This is a genomic window from Kurthia senegalensis, from assembly GCF_000285595.1.
Lineage (GTDB): Bacteria > Bacillota > Bacilli > Bacillales_A > Planococcaceae > Kurthia > Kurthia senegalensis.
The window spans coordinates 97531-115830 of record NZ_HE611064.1; the positions used below are offsets into that span (position 1 = coordinate 97531).

The following is an 18300-nucleotide window of genomic DNA, read 5'->3' on the forward strand; positions in this document are numbered from 1 at the left end:
CTATACGAAGAGGGCACTGGAATTTATTCCAGTACCCTTCGTGCTTACTTTTTTATGATTGAACTTTTTTTGAAACGATTTTCGATTTATTTTTCGCTGCATCTATTGCATATACTTTCACGACTTGCTTCGCTTTTAAAGCAGGTACTTTTATAGAAAACTTCGATGTAGTGACTATTTTTTTGTACGATTTTGAGCCGATTTTCACGACAACTGTTGCCCCTTTTTCAGTCGTCCCTGTAATCGTTTTAGCGCCTTTTTTCATTGTGTTAACTTTCGGTGCATTCGGTGCCGTTCGATCTAAGACACGAATCGTTTTCGCCATTGATTTATTTTTCGCTGCATCCGTTGCTGTAACTGTTAACACCGTATTCGCTTTCTGTTTCGCTATTTTTGTTGACCATTTTCCAGAAGTAGCTACTTTCGTTGAAGCAATCAACTTCGCCCCTTTTTTAATCGTAATCATTGCCCCTTTTTCGGCAGTACCTGAGAGTTTTATCGTACGGTCTGAGACAACCGTCGTTACTTTCGGTAATGCGGGAGCTGTTTGATCTAGTACAGAAAGAGTTGTCTCTGTTGACGTATTCCCAGCAGTATCTGTCGTCATAACACGTAAAGTCGTACCAGCTAGTTGTTTACTCACTTTAAGTTGCCAACTACCATTACCGTTGACGATCGTTGTTCCAACGGCTTTCGTACCATTCTTAATAGTTACAGTCGCATATTTTTCAGCAACACCCGCTATCATTGTCGTTTTATCTGAAACGGTCGTATGAACTTTCGGTGCATTTGGTGCGATTTCATCTACTGCTAAATCCGTTGCATCAACGTGTGAAAAATCATAAAAAGCTGCTGCTTTCGTTTTGTATAAATCATATGCTGTTAAAGCGAGTGTAGCACTTTTCGTTGAATAGCCATCTACGACATTATTCGGCGCTAATTGGAACCCCCCTTCTACCGCATCATAACTCGATAATAAATTACGCACAGACCAGTGCCCATTTTTTACGAAATTTATTTGTGTTTGTGGATTGATATGCATCGCTGTTTGCGCAACGATTAGTTGTGCGACAGAATCTGAACTGTCACCGTTCGCATACGAACTATAAAAACCAACGCGTTCATTTGCTTCTTCTGCTATATAAGAAAATGCTTGATCTACAATTTTTTGCGCTGTCGCATATGTTTGTGTATACGGCGCAAGTGCTGTAATAGCGAGTGCTGTCGTATCAACAGAAGGTGTTTTACCCCATTCATTGTCAGAACTCCAAGACAATCCACCATTTTCAAATTGTTTTTCTTCTAAAAATGATAGCAACGTCTCAATAGAAATTGCTGAAGAATTGGTAGTAAGTTCTGTTGACTCTGCGGCGAGTAGCAACCAAATAATATCATTTTCAGTTAACATATTTTTTCTTTTAAGCTTGTTGCTTCGTTCAACATACGCTCTACTAAGTTAATACCGGCTACATTCGTTGCGTCTTTGCCAATCGCTCGTAGTGCAACGATTGTTTTTTCGTATACACCGAGGCTATAAAATCCTTCAAAGTTATTTGAAACGGCTTTTTCAACCGCTTTGTAATATGTATCATAATAATTTTTAGCAACTGGATAATTCGCTCTCGCTAAATAAGTAACTGCATCGTACGAAGAAAACGTAACATTTTTATCATTTGCGTACGTAAGTGCCGCAGCATCTTCTAATGCCGCCTTGTACGCGACATCCGCTCCTTTGACAGTTGTTGCTGTAGAAATACTTCCTTCTGTTGCATGTACCGCTGTAGCAGAAATTGTACTAAAAGCCAAAATAGCTGCAAGTGAAGCCGTACATAATTTGTTTTTTGACATAAAAAATCCCCCTTAAATTATTTTTGAATTTTCAAATAAAATAATCGAGAGGAATAAAAAAACTCTTTGCCGCATAGCAAAGAGGGATTTATCGTATGTATATAATTATACGAATAAATCTTCCCCTCGAAGATTGTTCATTCAACGTAAAAGCAGGTATCCTGGCTCATGATCATTTTACTCTAGCGGCTTCTCATTCCTTTATTTCAAGAAACAATGCCAAATGCTATTTCATCCCATTTACAGTAGCGGGGCTGCGTAGGTTTCTCACCTAACTTCCCTATTATCCTTTTTACTTAAGGCACTTTTACGGTATTCAATTGACTGTTAGTAGTATTTCACAGTTCACCTCTTTTGTAAATATACTATTTTGAAAATTAAAAAGATACGTTTCACTTTACGAATGATGTCGCAAAGAAACGTATCTTTTATCGTTTGTTATGGATGTACTACATCGAAAAAATCAACTTCTTTTCGATGTTCATTAAAGGCATTTAACTGTTCTTCAGTTAGTTGTTTAATGTATAAATGAAAATTCATAGACGGCATTCCATACTGTTCACAAGCTTCACAATAAATTTGATATCCTTTTCGATAAAAATCCATCACATATCATCTCCACTCTTTTTTGTTATATAACAAAGTTTTATTATTTAATATAATATATAACAGTTTATGCAGCACGTCAATTAATTATCTGAAAATTTATAAAAAATAGTAGTAGTGAATTTAAATTCACTACTACTATTTTACTTATCCTTTATTTTTCGATACTTTCGGTACAATTTTTTTAATGTGTACCATTTTACGAATCATTTTTCTGTAAAGCTGAACGAGTACTTCTGCAATAACGAGCCCCATAACAATCGCACCTGTAATAATTCCTGTTTTTAAAAAGAATTGTAGCGATTCATTATATTCATTCGCTACGACATGGCGCATCGCTTCATAAGCTAATCCCCCAGGAACGAGTGGGATAATACCCCCAACAACGAAAATTAACATCGGTGTGCGATGCTTCGCTGCTTGGTAATGCGCAACAATAGATACGAGGAACGCTCCGCAAAATGACGCCGTCACACTATCCGTATCGTGGCGGATCATGACATAATAAATGAGCCAACCAATCATTCCTACTAAACCGCATGGAACGAGCGTTGATTTAGGAGCATTGAAAATGACGGCTATACCGTATGTTGCAACGAAAGCACATACTAATTGTAAAATATAATCCATTTTTTCACTCTCCTAAAATAAAATTAACACGAAAGCTATACCGGAACCAATCGCTAATGCAGTTAACGAGGCTTCCGCACCTTTCGTCACACCGGATACGAAATGTCCTGCCATCATATCACGAACGGCATTGGCGATTGGTACACCTGGTACGAGGGGCATAACTGCTCCGATAATAATTTTGTCTTCTTGAAAGCCAAAACCGATATGTAAAAAAAGAATCGTCAAGAGACCAACCGCAATCGAAGCGGTGAATTCAGCGAAAAATTTCACTTTAGTAATCGCGTTCATACGTAGACATACCCAGTGTCCTATACCACCCGCAATAGCTGCTGCAGGCATATCTGAAATAGACCCCATAAATAAAATAACGAAACAACCACTCGCAATGGCTGCATATATCACTTGAGCAAATTCAGACATAAAAAGATTTTTTTGCTCTAATGTTTTTAATTGATCGTGTGCTTCTTCGATCGTAATTTGGTGAGATGTTAGTTTTCGAGAAATTGTATTAATTTCTGCAATTTTTGTTAAATCTGTCGCACGTTTCGGTATTTGTGCTATTCTCGTCGGACTTTCATGGCCTGCTGAGAAAATAATACCTGTTGGTGTAACAAAGCTTTGTGCATCTTCATATCCTTGTGAACGAGCCATACGTAACATCGTATCTTCCGCTCGATATGTTTCTGCACCACTTTGCATTAATAAGCGACCCGCTAATAAAAAGCAATCTGCCGCAAAAATCGTAGTAGCTTCCATAACAAGTCCCCTTTCATAAAAAATAAGGAGCACAAAAGGCTCCTTCATATTATAGTTGTTTCCTATTCATTTTAGTACTATTAATTTAATTATTTTGCAGGTAAACGCGTTGCGGCATCTAAGCGAATACACTCAGCATTCACATACGTACTCTCAATTAAATATTTAACTGTGAAAGCATAATCTTCCGGCAATCCAAGACGTTTCGGGTATTCCGGCATATTTTGCAAAGATTTTAATGCTTTTTCAGGCATTCCAGCCATCATAGGTGTTTCAAATAACCCTGGTGCAATCGTATTCACACGGATATTTTCACGTGCTAAATCACGTGCCAATGGTAGGGCAAGGCTTGCAACTCCTCCCTTACTCGCAGCATATGCCGCTTGTCCAATTTGCCCTTCGAATGCGGCAATTGAAGCGGTATTAATAATAATTCCTTTATCTTGACTATCTATCGCTTCATTTAAAACCATTTTTTCTATCGCTAATCGCAGGACATTGAATGTACCGATTAAATTAATTTCAATCGTTTTTTTAAATAAATCAAGTGACATCACACCTGATTTTCCATATACTTTTGCCGCTGGAGCAATGCCTGCACAGTTAATGCAAATATGTAACGCCTTATCGGCAATAATAATAGCATCTATCGCTTTTCGGACATGTTCTTCGTTCGTAACGTCTACTTGGTGATACGTTACTGTATGAAGTCGTTCTAACGCTTCAGACTTTTCTTGAATGTCAAAAACATGGACGTGTGCTCCTTGCTCACTTAGCATAATCGCTGTTGCTAAACCTAATCCTGAGCAGCCTCCTGTCACGATTGCTACTTTGTTTTGAATGTTCATTATATTTCCCCCTATTTTAAAATACTTTTCCCGATAATTTGCTTCATAATTTCAGAAGTTCCCCCGTAAATACGTTGCACCCGTGCATCGATGAAAGCACGGGATATTGGATATTCCTCCATATAGCCATACCCACCAAATAGTTGTAAACAACGATCAATCACGCGACACTGCGCTTCTGTCGTTGAAAGTTTTGCCATACTCGCTGTTTTCGTGTCCAGTTGATTCGCTTCAATTTGAGAAATACAATATTCAATAAAGCGACGTTGTACTTCACAAGTTGTCGCAATTTCAGCTATTTCAAACTGCGTATTTTGAAGCTCGCTAAGCGGTTGGTTAAATACAGTTCTTTCTTTTACGTACTGAATCGTTTGTTCTAAAGCACCTTCCATAGCTCCTTGAGCACAAACAGATAGCGTTAAACGCTCTCTAGGTAATTGATTCATCAAGTAATGAAACCCTTCATCTACATTTCCTAACAACGCCGTTTCTTTCACACGAATATTTTCAAAGAACAATTCAGACGTGTCACATCCGTGTAACCCTATTTTTTGCAAGTTTCTTCCTCTCGAGAATCCTGTAAGCGTTTCCAAATCTTCTAATACAAATAACGACATCCCTTTTGAAGGTTTTACATCTTTATTCGTAATCGCTGCGACAATTAAAATATCGCATAATTGACCGTTCGTAATAAATGTTTTGGACCCATTAATCGTATAGTGTCCATCTTGTGCGAGTGCGGTTGCTTTAATGCCTTGAAGATCACTTCCTGCTCCGGGTTCAGTCATTGCTATAGCGCCGACAGATTCTCCTGATGCCATTTTCGGTAGCATTGTTTTTTTCTGCTCTTCTGTACCGTAATTAGCAATGTAATGCGCAACAATTTGACTGTGAACGGTTAAATTAACAGCGAGTGCCGCATAGCCTAGTATAGAAAATACATCAACGACAACCGATGAAAAACGATAAGGTAGCCCTAACCCGCCGTACTGTTCTTCTAAATCAGAGCATAAGAAGCCTGCTTCTCCTAGTTTTAGCCACAGCTCCGGTGGGATGAGTCCTTCTTTTTCCCATTGTGCGTAAAAAGGCTCGATTTCTTTTTCTGCAAATAAGCGAATAGATTTTTTTAACAGTTCATATTCTTCGTTTAGTTGTAAATCGTTCATACAAATGTCCCCCTTTAAATGCGTAAAAATAGAGCTAGCACATAGCCAGCTCTATTTTTCTGGTCCTTTTATTTCTTTGCGACCAAACTGACTCTCTCCATTGATTTAGTAACGACAGGTGGTGTTTTGCGTTCTGTAATTGTCGCCTTGTTTTGTAAAAAATTTATCGTTACATCTACATTTTGTTCTTGTTGTTTACTATATAGCCAAATAAATAAAACCGGTAACGTACACAATACTACAAAGAGAAGAATAAAAATGAATACAGTCATTTGCTCTCACGCCCTTCCGGTAATTACTATGTAAATTCCTCTTAACCGAAAGTTTCAAACACATGTATGTATAAATTTTATTTTCTTTCTCTTATTTTATTATTCTGTGTAGTACGCACGTATTTTTTCGATGTCACTTTGTGTTAACTGATGTTCTTTTAAAAAGTACGTTGAATAGTCACCGTATTTTGATAAAATCGCGTCAAATACAGGCTCAATAAAACGACGATTGCAACGTGCTAAGGCAGTTAATGTCGGATGCTCGCCTACTTTTAATACGACATAACGATACCAATTAGGAGGAGACGCATCAATGTAGTCATTCGTTAATAAATATTCCTTCACAATTTCTTCTTCAGAAACGTTTAATAACAAGTAAATTAAAGCTGCCCCTACTCCTGTGCGGTCTTTACCCGCAGAACAATGATGAAGTAAAGGTACATCTTTCTCTGCAACGAGTTGAATCAATTTTTGATATACCGGGTTGTTAAATGGTAACTCTGTATAAAATGTAGCGAAATCGTCTAATGAAATCGCATCAAGTTTGGAGCGATCTGTCAACATTTCCATAGAGGCAGTCGGCAAAATACTCGTTTCCTTTCGCGCAGGGATTTGTATAATTGTTGATTGAATGTTTTCTGAAGATGGTTGACCTGCCGCTTCACTATCGTCTCTATAATCGATGATTGCTTTTAAATTAAGTGTATTCAATGTTTGAATATCTTTTTCAGATGCATCAAACAGAGCACCTGAGCGGTAAAAGTAATTCGATTTAACTGTTGTCCCATCGAGTGTTTGAACGCCACCCATATCCCTAAAATTCGATAAACTTTCAAATTGCACCATACAATCCTCTCCTTTACTCCTTATTTATCCCATAAAAAGTATGAATATTCAACTAATATGAGCATTGGAAGGTTATGTGATTTCCAACTACTTTAAAGAGTGTATAAACAAACTAACAGATGTTTAAGAAAAGAAGCGTAATGACCTATCCATCTAGTCATTACGCTTCTTTTATGCATCCTATTTTGAAAGCATTTTTACGTATTCGGTGAAACGACATTCTGCTGCAATCGTCGTTTCTAATAGCTCAATCGATTGGACAGTCGGAAATTGTTCATGCATCTTATGTATATTTGCGTTCATCGTATACCCTACGATTGTACAAAATGGATTCGATTGTTGTAACTCGTCGATAAGATGAGCGCTTTTTACTGTTGGTGTGTCGAGATTTATGTATGCTAGAGAAATTTCATTTTCTTTAGCATACTGTTTAAACGTATTCGGTTTTCTCGTTGTTAAAGCGATTTGTACGTCTGCTAACTCATTCATTTTGCAATAGCGTTCTATGTAATTATGTACACGGTTAATGGAAGAATAATCTTCATCAAAAATAATAATTTTCATCTATGTAATCCTCACTTATTTCGATTTCACTCTATCATATTTTTAACATAAAAACTGAATAATTAATATATAAAGTTGCTTTTGTAATACAATTATAATATTTTTTATATGCTCATGTGTAATTTTACACAAAGTAAAAACACCGACACTAGCGTTTATCGCGTGCCGATGTTTTTACTTATCTGCGTTTTTATTTTATATATACTAGCGAGGTTTAATTTATAAATAATTTAATAGGGTTTGAACGTTCTTTTCTGATAATGTTTTTACTGTTTTATGACCTTTTTTCATCTCAAACAATTGTCCTTTAGCAAATGTACGTGTCCCGTCTTCGGTACACTTCGTAATAAGAGGTGCTTTATTAAAAGGCGAACGCTCGTCTCGTTCAATTATGTGTTGAATATTTGTTAATTTGGATTCTTCGAGTAATTGTCCAGACAACGTGTACCCTTTTATAAATTGTTTGTCACGGTACAATCGTTTCATCATGAAATGATTGTTGTCAAAATAAAAACTACCATTCGTCGTAGAAACGACATCCCCTGTGAGTGGAACAGGAATTAACGGGATATTATTGCCAAACCCACTATCGATCACGTATTTTCTATCTGGCGTTTCTAAAATGACGACGACATGCGTTGCCCCTGTCGGTGAATAAGCTTCCGCTTCTGCATCATACACAGTAGCACCCATCAAATAGACGTTAAAGCCACATTCTTTTAAAATGCCATATAAAAGCACGTTAATTTCATAACATACGCCCCCTTCACGTTCTACAACAATTTTTTGCACGCTATTTTCAACAGTTGGTAACAATGCTGTTTGATTTAAAATGCGCAAATTTTCAAACGGAATCGTATTTGCTGTATGGCGCAAAATGAGTGGCAAACTTTTCATCGATATGTCCATATCTTCTAAATGGATTCTTTTTAAAAACAGTTCTTTATACATACAATCACCTTTTTCATTTATTTTAAATAATTCATTTGTCGCTCTATGCTATAATCATGGTATAAATTCACCTGTTAAAGGGGCTTCGTTATGTCATTATTATTAAACAAAATCCAGCAACATTACACGCATTTCACAGATCACGAAAAACGTATCGCGGACACTTTAATTGCACAACCCTTATTATTTTCAACAGAAAATATTTCGACGATTGCAAAAGAAATAAACGTATCGAACGCATCCATTACACGTTTTTGCAAAACGATTGGCTACAGTGGCTTTAAAGAATTAAAACAAGCGAGCCACTACGAAAATCAAACGAAACAACATGAAACACCGCTTGAGCAATTCGATCATGTCATTCAAGAAGTGTTTGAAGCAAATACGCTGACGTTACAAAAAACAGCACATCATTTAGATTTTGACATGATGCAGCAAGCCGTTCAATTTTTATTGAAAGCGGATACAGCTTATTTTATCGGCACAGGCGGCTCCCTTAGTATAGCACTCGATGCCTACTATAAATTTTTAAGAACCGGCATCCAATGTAGTTCTAACATCGACGCACATTTTCAGCTCATTGCCGCTAGTCAAATGAAAGCAACAGACGTTGCTCTTATTGTTTCACATTCTGGCAAAAATCGCGAAACGTTACAAATTGCGCGACTCGCTAAAAAAAATGGTGCAAAAATCATTGCAATTACGAGTCATCCAGATAGCAATCTAGCACGTCTTTCTGATGCTACACTCATTACAAAATCTGATGAAACGCCATTCCGTACAGAAGCTCTGTCTTGTCGAATTGCTCAAATGACACTCATCGAAATTCTTTTCGTTCTCACAATGCATGCGAAAAAAGGAGCAGGCATTGAATCAATGAAAAAAGTACAACATACGATTATCAATACACTTTTGTAAGTCATTCATTTACGCAATGTTCAAAAAACGGTATGATAAGAACAACGATAAGGAGTGATGTACATGAATTCAAATGGAGTACAACCTACATCAATGGAATCAATTGGAAACCGTGTCGGCATTTTAGTACTACACGGATTTAGTTGCACGACGCAAACCGTTCTTCCGTGGGCAGAAGCTTTTGCGAAAAACGGTTATACAGTGAACATGCCTGTTTTAGCAGGTCATCATACGACAGCAGAACAGCTATATGACGTCTCAAAAGAAGATTTAGTACGAAGCGCACTCGATGCTTATCATTGGCTAGAAGAGCGAACAGACTATATTGTCGTATGCGGTTTTGACTTTGGTGGTACACTCGGCCAATACATTGCAGAAAATTATCATATTGACGGTCTTTTGCTATTAAATAGTTCGTTCGATTTGCCAACGAAGTTAACAGAATTATTGGAAATGCACGTATCAAATGAAGATTCTTACGTTCCAATCGGCACAGCGGATATTAAAAACCCACGTGCTACGGTCGCACGTTACGACAAATATCCTGTGCACCTAGCAGAACAACTCGTTGCGTTTGCAAAAGAAGTAGCAGAAGATGCCGCGAAAATCGAAGCACCTATGCTTATTATGCATTCAATCGACGATCATGTCATTCCGCCACAATCAGTCGATCGTTTAATTTCAACAGCTCGTTCGAAAGAGAAACATTTAGTTATGTTAAAAGACAGCTACCATTATGCACTCGTTGATTATGATGCTCCTCGCATCGTGGAACAATCGCTTTACTTCGTTAAAGGCATTGATCCCGATCGCTACGTGCAAAAACCAGAAGAAAAATCTAAACGTAAAAAAGACGCTTTTCATAACTACGATATAACTAAAAAGAGAACGGGCAACCGTGTCTCCTCTCTCAAATAAGAGTAGCGTCACTTTTTAATACGAAAAGAGCCAGTAAGATATTAATATCTTACTGGCTCTTTCTAGTTAACTAAGATTTTGTCCTAGCCTTTATTTTATTAGTAATAAGAAAACAGATTATGCTTCGTCTAATGATGATTTTGCAACGCGTACGATATCTCCATCCGATTCTGGATCAATGACAAATTGACCGTTTGAATAACGCTCCGCATGACGATATTTAGAAACAGCAAGTACTTCCTTCGTCCCATTCGTCGTTTCAATCGTAATTAAATCATTTAATGTTACGCGTTTTACTGTGAAAATACGGTGCGGTTTCGTTTTTAATTCTCTCAAGATTGTTAATCCGCGTTTCGCACGCCCTGTTTTTTCAAATTCAGCGATGTGCATTCGTTTAACAGCTCCGCGGTCTGTAACGACGAATACGTCACCTTGGTCTTCCTCATCAGCAATAATGACTGATACGAGGTAATCTTCATCTTTTAAGTTAGCTGCTTTAACACCAGCTGTTCTTGTGCTTGTAGGGGCTATTTCGTCCATAGAGAAACGTAATTCAAACCCTTGATGTGTAATTAAAATAACATCTTTATTTTTTGCGTCTACTACTTCAGCAAAAATTAACTCATCGTCTTTTTTCACATTCATCGCTTTATACGTTTTATTAAAGCGTGTAATCAAATATTCTTTTAATGCGGTGCGTTTAATTTGACCATTTTTTGTTATAGTTACAACGAATTTATCTTCATCAAAGTTCGTTACCGTTTCAGCAGAAATTAATTGCTCATCTTGTCCGAGAGCAACAATACTTGAAATATGTTGACCGAGGTCTTTCCAACGAATGTCCGGTAAATCATGCACTAATTGTAAAATATAATGCCCTTTATTCGTAAACATTATCGCATGTTGTTGCGTATTAATGACCCCTTGGAACAATTCGTGATCCGTTTCTTTCATGCCTAATTCTTTCCCGTTAGAAGATTTATGTGAACGCAAGCTCGTACGTTTAATATAACCCGCTTCTGTCACCGAAACCACGACTTCTTCACTCGGAATTAAAACGTCTAAATCTACTTGAATTTCTTGAATGTTTGCTTCAATTACAGAATGACGTTCCGTTTTGAACGCTTTACGGATTGCTGTTAATTCTTTGCGTAACACACTAATTAATGTTTTTTCATTATCCAATATGTCACGTAATTCAACGATTAGTTGACGTAATTCACTTTGCTCCGTTTGCAGTTCCGTAATATCCGTATTCGTTAAACGATATAACTGTAATGAAACGATTGCTTCGGCTTGTTCGTGAGAAAAGCTAAATTTTTGAACTAAGTTTTCTTTTGCATTTTTTTTGTCTTTAGAGCCACGAATCGTATGAATCACATCGTCTAAAATAGATAAGGCTTTCATTAAACCTTCAACAATATGTAAACGACTTTGTGCTTTGTTTAAATCAAATTGAGAACGACGTGTAATAACGTCCTTTTGATGCATGATATACGCATCTAACATTAACGGTAATGTCATCATCGTCGGACGTCGATTATGAATCGCAATCATATTAAAGTTATACGTTACTTGTAAGTCTGTATTTTTAAATAAAAACTGTAAAATAGGCGCTGCAGCGACGTCTTTTTTCATTTCGATGACGATTCGTAGTCCTTCACGATCGGATTCATCACGAACTTCTGAAATACCTTCTAAACGTTTATCTAAACGCAAATCATCCATTTTTTTCACAAGATGCGCTTTATTCACATCAAAGGGTATTTCAGAAACGACAATTTGCTCTTTTGAACCTTTTAATTGTTCAATCATCGTTTTTGAACGCACGATGATTTTCCCTCTACCCGTTTCATAAGCTTTACGAATGCCATCTTTCCCTTGGATAATACCACCCGTTGGAAAATCTGGTCCTGGTAAAACGTCCATTAGTTCTTCCACTGTTGCTGTCGGTTTTTTCAAGCGAAGTAGTGCCGCTTCGATGACTTCGTGTAAAGCGTGCGGTGGAATATCTGTCGCATACCCGGCTGAAATCCCTGTAGCTCCGTTCACGAGTAAATTAGGGAAGCGTGATGGTAATACAGTTGGTTCTAAATCTTGGTCATCAAAATTTGGAATAAAATCGACTGTTTCTTTTTGTAAGTCTCGTAGCATTTCTGAAGCAATTTTAGATAAACGTGCTTCTGTATAACGCATCGCAGCAGGTGGGTCACCATCTAATGAACCATTGTTGCCGTGCATTTCAATTAAAGGCATACTCGATTTCCAATCTTGACTCATACGAACCATTGCTTCATATACACTCGTATCACCATGTGGATGGTAATTACCAATAACATTCCCAACTGTTTTTGCTGATTTACGGAACGGTTTTTCAGAAGTATTCCCTTCATTAAACATCGCATATAAAATACGACGTTGAACAGGTTTTAATCCATCACGTGCATCTGGTAACGCACGATCTTGAATAATATATTTACTATAACGACCAAATCGGTCTCCAATTACATCTTCTAAAGGAAGATTTTGATAGCTCTCAGCCATTAGTTAATCCCCTCTTCTTCTTGAATAGACTCATTTTCTAAAATGTTGCCGTCTTCTTCCATGCTAAAGTCTACATGGGTTTCAATCCATTTACGACGCGGTTCTACTTTATCACCCATTAATGTTGAAACGCCACGCTCTGCACGTTCTAAATCATTAATCGTCACACGAATTAGCGTACGCGTTTTTGGATTCATCGTCGTATCCCACAGTTGATCTGCGTTCATTTCACCTAACCCTTTATAACGTTGTAAAATGTAACCTTTACCGATTTTCTCGATAGCTTCTTGCAAATCTTCATCTGTCCAAGCGTATTGCAATACTTCTTTACGTCCGGTTCCTTTAGAAACTTTGTATAAAGGAGGTAGTGCGATATACACTTTACCCGCTTCAATGAGCGGTCTCATATAACGGAAGAAAAATGTTAATAACAACACTTGAATATGCGCACCATCGGTATCCGCATCGGTCATAATAATAACTTTATCATAAGCAGAGTCTTCTACTTTAAAGTCCGCACCAATACCAGCACCAACAGCATGGATAATCGTCGAAATTTCTTCATTTTTTAAAATATCTTGCAGCTTCGCTTTTTCTGTATTGACTACTTTACCGCGCAACGGAAGAATTGCTTGGAACGTACGGTCTCGTCCTTGTTTTGCAGAACCACCGGCAGAGTCACCTTCGACAAGGTATAATTCATTTTTCGCAGCATTTTTCGATTGGGCAGGTGTTAACTTACCTGAAAGAATATTCGCTGCTTTTTTATTTTTTTTACCGTTTCGTGCGTCTTCACGTGCTTTACGTGCCGCTTCACGTACTTGTTGTGCACGAATCGCTTTGCGAACAAGTGATGCTGAAAGGTCTGCATTTTCTTCTAAAATATACATTAACTTACGTTGCACGACTGCATCGACTGCACCACGGGCTTCGCTCGTTCCTAATTTTCCTTTTGTTTGTCCTTCAAACTGAAGTAAGTTTTCTGGAATACGTACAGATATAATCGCAGCTAACCCTTCACGAATATCCGAACCGTCTAAGTTTTTATCTTTTTCTTTTAATAAGCCAATTTTACGTGCGTAGTCATTAAACACACGCGTCATTGCTGTTTTAGCACCTGTTTCATGTGTACCACCATCACGTGTACGAACGTTATTTACAAAAGAAAGCATCGTTTCAGAGTAGCCATCGTTAAATTGGAATGCAAACTCCACTTCCATTTCATCTTGCTCACCTTCAACGTATTGAACAGGATGTAGTACATCTTTATCTTCGTTTAAATACGTCACGAATGCTTCAATGCCGTTTTCGTAATGATATGTTTCATGTCGGTCTGTATTTTCATCAATTAATTCGATTTTTAATCCTTTAAGTAAAAAAGCAGACTCTCTTAAGCGCTCTGCTAACGTATCAAAATTAAATTTTGTTACAGAGAAAATCGTTGGATCTGGTTTAAAGTGGACGCGTGTTCCCGTATCTTTCGTAGCACCTAAATGTTCTAACGTCGTAGCAGGGTGTCCACCATTTTCGAAACGCATGAAGTATTTCTCACCATTTCGGTGAATTTCAACTTCTAAATAACTTGAAAGAGCATTTACAACAGATGACCCAACACCGTGTAAACCGCCACTTGTTTTATAACCACCTTGTCCAAATTTACCACCTGCATGTAAGATTGTAAAAATAACTTCGGGTGTAGGCTTTCCTGTTTTGTGCATACCTGTTGGCATACCACGACCATGGTCAATAACCGTAATAGATTGGTCTGCATGTAATTTGACGATAATATGATTACCGTAACCAGCTAAAGATTCATCGACTGCGTTATCGACGATCTCATAAACTAAATGATGTAATCCTCTACCATCTGTAGAACCAATATACATCCCTGGTCGTTTACGAACCGCTTCGAGTCCTTCTAATACTTGAATCGCATCTTCATTATATGATGTAGTTGTTTGTTTCACTGCCAAAAAAATTCCCCCTAATACAAACACCTGTTCGTTTAATAATTAGTTTATCATTCATTTTATTACTGTCAAGTTCGTTACGTACGAATTTCACTCACGGATTATTGTACACAAATATTTATTCATACACAAACTAAACCTTGATTTTAATGGATATTAATCGGATTTACTACCCATTGAATTACGTGTTAAAGAAGATTAAAATAAAATAGACAATCGTAAATTGTATCAATTATATAGAGTATGGTAAACTTATCAATACATTAGTACCTACTACTAATTCTAAGGAGTTCTTATATGAATTTATTTTTAGTTATCATTCTGGCTTATTTACTCGGGTCCATTCCAAGTGGTCTTTGGATTGGACGTCTCTTTTACAAAGTAGACATTCGTGAACACGGAAGTGGTAACTTAGGTGCGACGAACACATTCCGTACGATCGGTAAAAAAGCCGGTGCCGTCACAATGATTATTGACATTTTAAAAGGAACACTTGCTACCCTTTTACCGACATTCGCTATTTTTGCACATAGTGGTATTCATCCACTCGTTGCAGGGATTATCGCTGTTATCGGTCACATGTTCCCTATTTTTGCAAGTTTTAAAGGTGGTAAAGCAGTAGCTACTTCCGCTGGTGTATTACTTGGCTATCATTGGATTATTTTTGTCATTATTATTGTAGGTTTCCTTATTTGTTTAAAATTATTTAAAATGGTAAGCTTAGCTTCAATGTTCGGTGCAATTGTTGCACTAATCTATGCAATTGTTAACGTATTTTTAACGGGAGACTGGCTGCTACTAGTCATCGTTTGTTGTTTAACATTTTTCGTTATTTATCGTCACCGCTCGAACATTACACGAATTAAAGATGGTACAGAACCGAAAGTAACTTGGTTATAAAAAGGAGCTGCACATAATGGAATTGATTCTATCAAAAGAAGCAACACAATGGTTTAAAGACGAAATGGATGCAACATCTGGCGACTTTATTAAATTTTTCGCTCGCTACGGTGGTTCTAACCCATTTCACGAAGGCTTTTCAATTGGCGTAAATTTTGAAGAACCGATTCAAATAGCGGTTTCAACAGTAATCGATGGTATTACATTTTTCGTAGAAGAAGATGACTTATGGTTTTTCAATAACCATGACCTTCACGTCACGATGGATTCTGAGACGGACGAACTTCATTATGAATACGTCCAACCACATCTTCACTAAATAAAAAAGGAACGATTACAATCGTAATCGTTCCTTTTTTATTTAATGAAATTCATCCTCAAAACAGATCGTATCAATTAATGAAATAATCACGTATCATTTTACGTAATTCTCTATTACACGCAACTGCGTTTGAATTTTCTGTCTTTTAAGTTCTACTTAGAAACTACTGGGTTTTCCGCAATTTCAACGTATTTATTAAACCATGCCTCATTAATTTTTTAAATGAAACTGGACGGAAATTTTCTTTTTTTACGATAATATGTTCTGACGTTGCTGTTGCTGCAACAGTGCCATCTTCATGCAATATTTCATAAGCATACACCGTTCTCAGACGATCTTGTGATTGTACCCATGTTTTCACAAAAGCTTTTTCACCATAACGTAGTGCCGCTTTATAATGAATATTAACGTTCATTACAGGTGATACATACCCTGCGTTTTCGACTTCAACAAATGAAAACCCTAATTCCTCAATTAAAGCCGTTCTTCCAACTTCTAACCAAATTACATAATTCGCATGGTAGACGACACCCATTTGATCGGTTTCTGCATAACGAATTTCAATTTCTTTCGTATTTGTAAACATTATTTTCACCTCTCATTTAGTATGAAGTAATAAATGGAAAATGAAAAGGAAAACTATCGTCCAGCAGCTTCTTTCGCAGCAAGTAATCCGACTGATTTATTTTTGTTCCAAACACTCGACCAATATTTGTGTGGAACGGTTGTTTCACCCACATATGGTGCAATTTCAATTGTAATACCAGGGCGTTTAAACGTTGAAACAAACCAATCTTGGCCTGCTCCTGAGCCATTTGCGATGCCTGTTGATGTGACAGGGTTATACTTCGTTACATTATAAATTTTTCGTACGAGGTAGTAATCGCGTTTTTTCTGTTTTACCGACTGATTATAATACCAATATTGTAATTGACCAGAGGAATGATACGCTAAATACGTTTTAAATGAATGTTTCTTTACAAAGCTGACCATCGCTTTCGTTTCGGGCTCAGAAACAGCTGAGGGGCCTTTATACGCCTTATAATAGGGCTTTTTAATGCTTGTAGACGTCGTTTTCCACGCTACATTGTAATTTCGGTTTAAATCAACGCCTCGAATATTAGATTTATACCGTGCAAAATTTTTACTGCCATCATTCGCTTTCAAAACCTTTTGTTTATAAGGCTCTTGAACCGATTTTAATCCTTGTTGTACGAGCATAACACCGTCCGGGTTGACCATTGGTACGAACCATATACTTGTCGTATTCAGTACTTTTTTTACATCGTAGTTGTACAGCTTATTTTGAGTCGTATATGCTTTTGTATACGTATCAATCATTTTCATCAGCACATTCGTCGTCATATGTTCTCTTGCGTGTGTTGAAGCATCCATGTAAATTTCTTTTTTACCAGTTCCTAATTTAAAAGCATAAATCGCTCGCCCTTGAACAGATTCCCCAATTTTTATTCGTTGCGTTTGTTTCGGATACATCGCTGCAAGAACGCTTAGTTGATACGCATACAAATTGTAAGAAATTGCTTTTGAACCGTCTACGAGATTATTATGTGTATAATTCGTTAGTGATACGTATCCAGTATAGTTCGCAAAACGAATAAGTCCTTTACCATTGACTACATTTATTAATGCAATCGCTTTTCCTTTTGCTATTTCCCCAATTTTTATTCCCTTTTTATTGTAAACTGCATGATTTTTTTACTAAAAATCGTCACCGGGTATTTTTGTGCTTGTTGTTTATTAAAACTTACCGATCTTTTCGTAGGCAGTAAAGATGATTTTGCTACAACAAATGTCGTCTTCCCTGTTTGTAAATAAGCATTTTGTTGATCGAATTTGACTACATGAACAACCGCTCCAGCGACGACTGTACCTATGCTTGTTTTTTTACTATTTTTAATTTGAATAATCGTTTGTTTTTCAAGCAATTCGTAGTTTTGTTTCGTATATTGAATAACAAAATCTTTCTTATTAATAAAACCTTTTTGATTTCCAATTTGAACGATTAAAAAAGTCCTTTTATTTTGCAACACTTTAAATGTCGTTGACTCGTTACCTTTCCAAAGAACAGTCGATTTTAAAGAAGCATTTTCGTAAATCGTATAAGATTTTTTAGTTTTCAAATAAAGATTTTTCTTATTTTTAATCTTTATTGCGTTTTCAGCAAAAAGAGGAGCATCTTTTTCTTTAATCAAGTATGCTTGATCGCCTACCTTAATT

Annotated in this window: 18 protein-coding genes, 1 pseudogene and 1 riboswitch; of the genes and pseudogenes, 4 read left to right on the plus strand and 15 right to left on the minus strand. The window is 36.9% G+C overall.

What is annotated here, in order from left to right:
* Positions 1–52: 52 nt before the first annotated feature.
* The 10 genes from KSHG_RS00840 to KSHG_RS15785 form a co-directional block, all read right to left on the minus strand.
* On the minus strand, positions 53–1408 hold the full coding sequence (locus KSHG_RS00840; RefSeq protein ID WP_010300461.1) for an Ig-like domain-containing protein: 1356 nt from the start codon (positions 1406–1408) through the stop codon (positions 53–55).
* Entirely contained in the window at positions 1402–1848 is a 447-nt protein-coding gene (locus KSHG_RS00845) for a hypothetical protein (protein WP_010300463.1), read from the minus strand. The genes KSHG_RS00840 and KSHG_RS00845 overlap by 7 nt, the downstream gene beginning before the upstream one ends.
* A gap of 134 nt (positions 1849–1982) precedes the next feature.
* Positions 1983–2172, minus strand: a riboswitch (cobalamin riboswitch).
* Between the two features lie 114 nt (positions 2173–2286).
* Positions 2287–2454 carry a hypothetical protein gene (locus tag KSHG_RS00850; RefSeq protein ID WP_010300465.1) on the minus strand — a complete coding sequence of 56 codons (168 nt, stop codon included), beginning with the start codon at positions 2452–2454 and terminating at the stop codon, positions 2287–2289.
* Between the two features lie 147 nt (positions 2455–2601).
* Complete coding sequence (locus tag KSHG_RS00855; protein WP_010300468.1) at positions 2602–3084, minus strand: threonine/serine exporter family protein; 483 nt, start codon at positions 3082–3084, stop codon at positions 2602–2604.
* 12 nt (positions 3085–3096) lie between these two features.
* Entirely contained in the window at positions 3097–3843 is a 747-nt protein-coding gene (locus KSHG_RS00860; RefSeq protein WP_010300470.1) for a threonine/serine exporter family protein, read from the minus strand.
* An 89-nt stretch (positions 3844–3932) separates the two neighbouring features.
* The gene (locus tag KSHG_RS00865) at positions 3933–4691 is read right to left on the minus strand and encodes an SDR family NAD(P)-dependent oxidoreductase (protein WP_010300472.1); all 759 of its coding nucleotides are present in this window, start codon (positions 4689–4691) and stop codon (positions 3933–3935) included.
* 11 nt (positions 4692–4702) lie between these two features.
* Complete coding sequence (locus KSHG_RS00870) at positions 4703–5857, minus strand: acyl-CoA dehydrogenase family protein (protein ID WP_010300474.1); 1155 nt, start codon at positions 5855–5857, stop codon at positions 4703–4705.
* A gap of 371 nt (positions 5858–6228) precedes the next feature.
* The gene (locus tag KSHG_RS00880; protein WP_010300478.1) at positions 6229–6975 is read right to left on the minus strand and encodes a tyrosine-protein phosphatase; all 747 of its coding nucleotides are present in this window, start codon (positions 6973–6975) and stop codon (positions 6229–6231) included.
* Between the two features lie 180 nt (positions 6976–7155).
* A complete protein-coding gene (locus tag KSHG_RS00885) occupies positions 7156–7539 on the minus strand; it encodes a hypothetical protein (protein WP_010300481.1) in 384 nt (127 codons plus the stop codon).
* Between the two features lie 219 nt (positions 7540–7758).
* Positions 7759–8490 (minus strand): arylamine N-acetyltransferase family protein, encoded by a 732-nt coding sequence (locus KSHG_RS15785; protein WP_010300487.1) that lies wholly within the window; start codon positions 8488–8490, stop codon positions 7759–7761.
* Between the two features lie 90 nt (positions 8491–8580).
* Here KSHG_RS15785 and KSHG_RS00895 point away from each other — a divergent pair, with 90 nt between their 5' ends.
* Entirely contained in the window at positions 8581–9408 is an 828-nt protein-coding gene (locus KSHG_RS00895; RefSeq protein ID WP_010300489.1) for a MurR/RpiR family transcriptional regulator, read from the plus strand.
* 63 nt (positions 9409–9471) lie between these two features.
* The gene (locus KSHG_RS00900) at positions 9472–10326 is read left to right on the plus strand and encodes an alpha/beta hydrolase (protein WP_010300492.1); all 855 of its coding nucleotides are present in this window, start codon (positions 9472–9474) and stop codon (positions 10324–10326) included.
* A 117-nt stretch (positions 10327–10443) separates the two neighbouring features.
* On the opposite strand, the gene parC is transcribed toward KSHG_RS00900, so the two are convergent.
* Both parC and parE read right to left on the minus strand, forming a co-directional pair.
* A complete protein-coding gene (gene parC, locus KSHG_RS00905) occupies positions 10444–12870 on the minus strand; it encodes a DNA topoisomerase IV subunit A (protein WP_010300495.1) in 2427 nt (808 codons plus the stop codon).
* Complete coding sequence (gene parE, locus KSHG_RS00910; protein WP_010300497.1) at positions 12870–14843, minus strand: DNA topoisomerase IV subunit B; 1974 nt, start codon at positions 14841–14843, stop codon at positions 12870–12872. Before parE ends, parC begins: the two co-directional genes overlap by 1 nt.
* Before the next feature lie 294 nt (positions 14844–15137).
* Here parE and plsY point away from each other — a divergent pair, with 294 nt between their 5' ends.
* Together plsY and KSHG_RS00920 are read left to right on the plus strand one after the other, a co-directional pair.
* Positions 15138–15740 (plus strand): glycerol-3-phosphate 1-O-acyltransferase PlsY, encoded by a 603-nt coding sequence (gene plsY, locus KSHG_RS00915; RefSeq protein WP_010300500.1) that lies wholly within the window; start codon positions 15138–15140, stop codon positions 15738–15740.
* A 16-nt stretch (positions 15741–15756) separates the two neighbouring features.
* The gene (locus KSHG_RS00920) at positions 15757–16059 is read left to right on the plus strand and encodes a HesB/YadR/YfhF family protein (protein ID WP_010300503.1); all 303 of its coding nucleotides are present in this window, start codon (positions 15757–15759) and stop codon (positions 16057–16059) included.
* 155 nt (positions 16060–16214) lie between these two features.
* On the opposite strand, the pseudogene KSHG_RS15790 reads toward KSHG_RS00920, so the two are convergent.
* From KSHG_RS15790 to KSHG_RS17300, 3 genes and pseudogenes are all read right to left on the minus strand, one after another.
* A pseudogene (locus KSHG_RS15790) lies at positions 16215–16648 on the minus strand (acyl-CoA thioesterase).
* Between the two features lie 53 nt (positions 16649–16701).
* Positions 16702–17589, minus strand: a complete 888-nt coding sequence (locus tag KSHG_RS15795; protein WP_010300510.1) for a M14 family metallopeptidase — start codon at positions 17587–17589, stop codon at positions 16702–16704.
* A 155-nt stretch (positions 17590–17744) separates the two neighbouring features.
* Positions 17745–18275, minus strand: a complete 531-nt coding sequence (locus KSHG_RS17300; RefSeq protein ID WP_010300513.1) for a hypothetical protein — start codon at positions 18273–18275, stop codon at positions 17745–17747.
* Between the last annotated feature and the right edge of the window lie 25 nt (positions 18276–18300).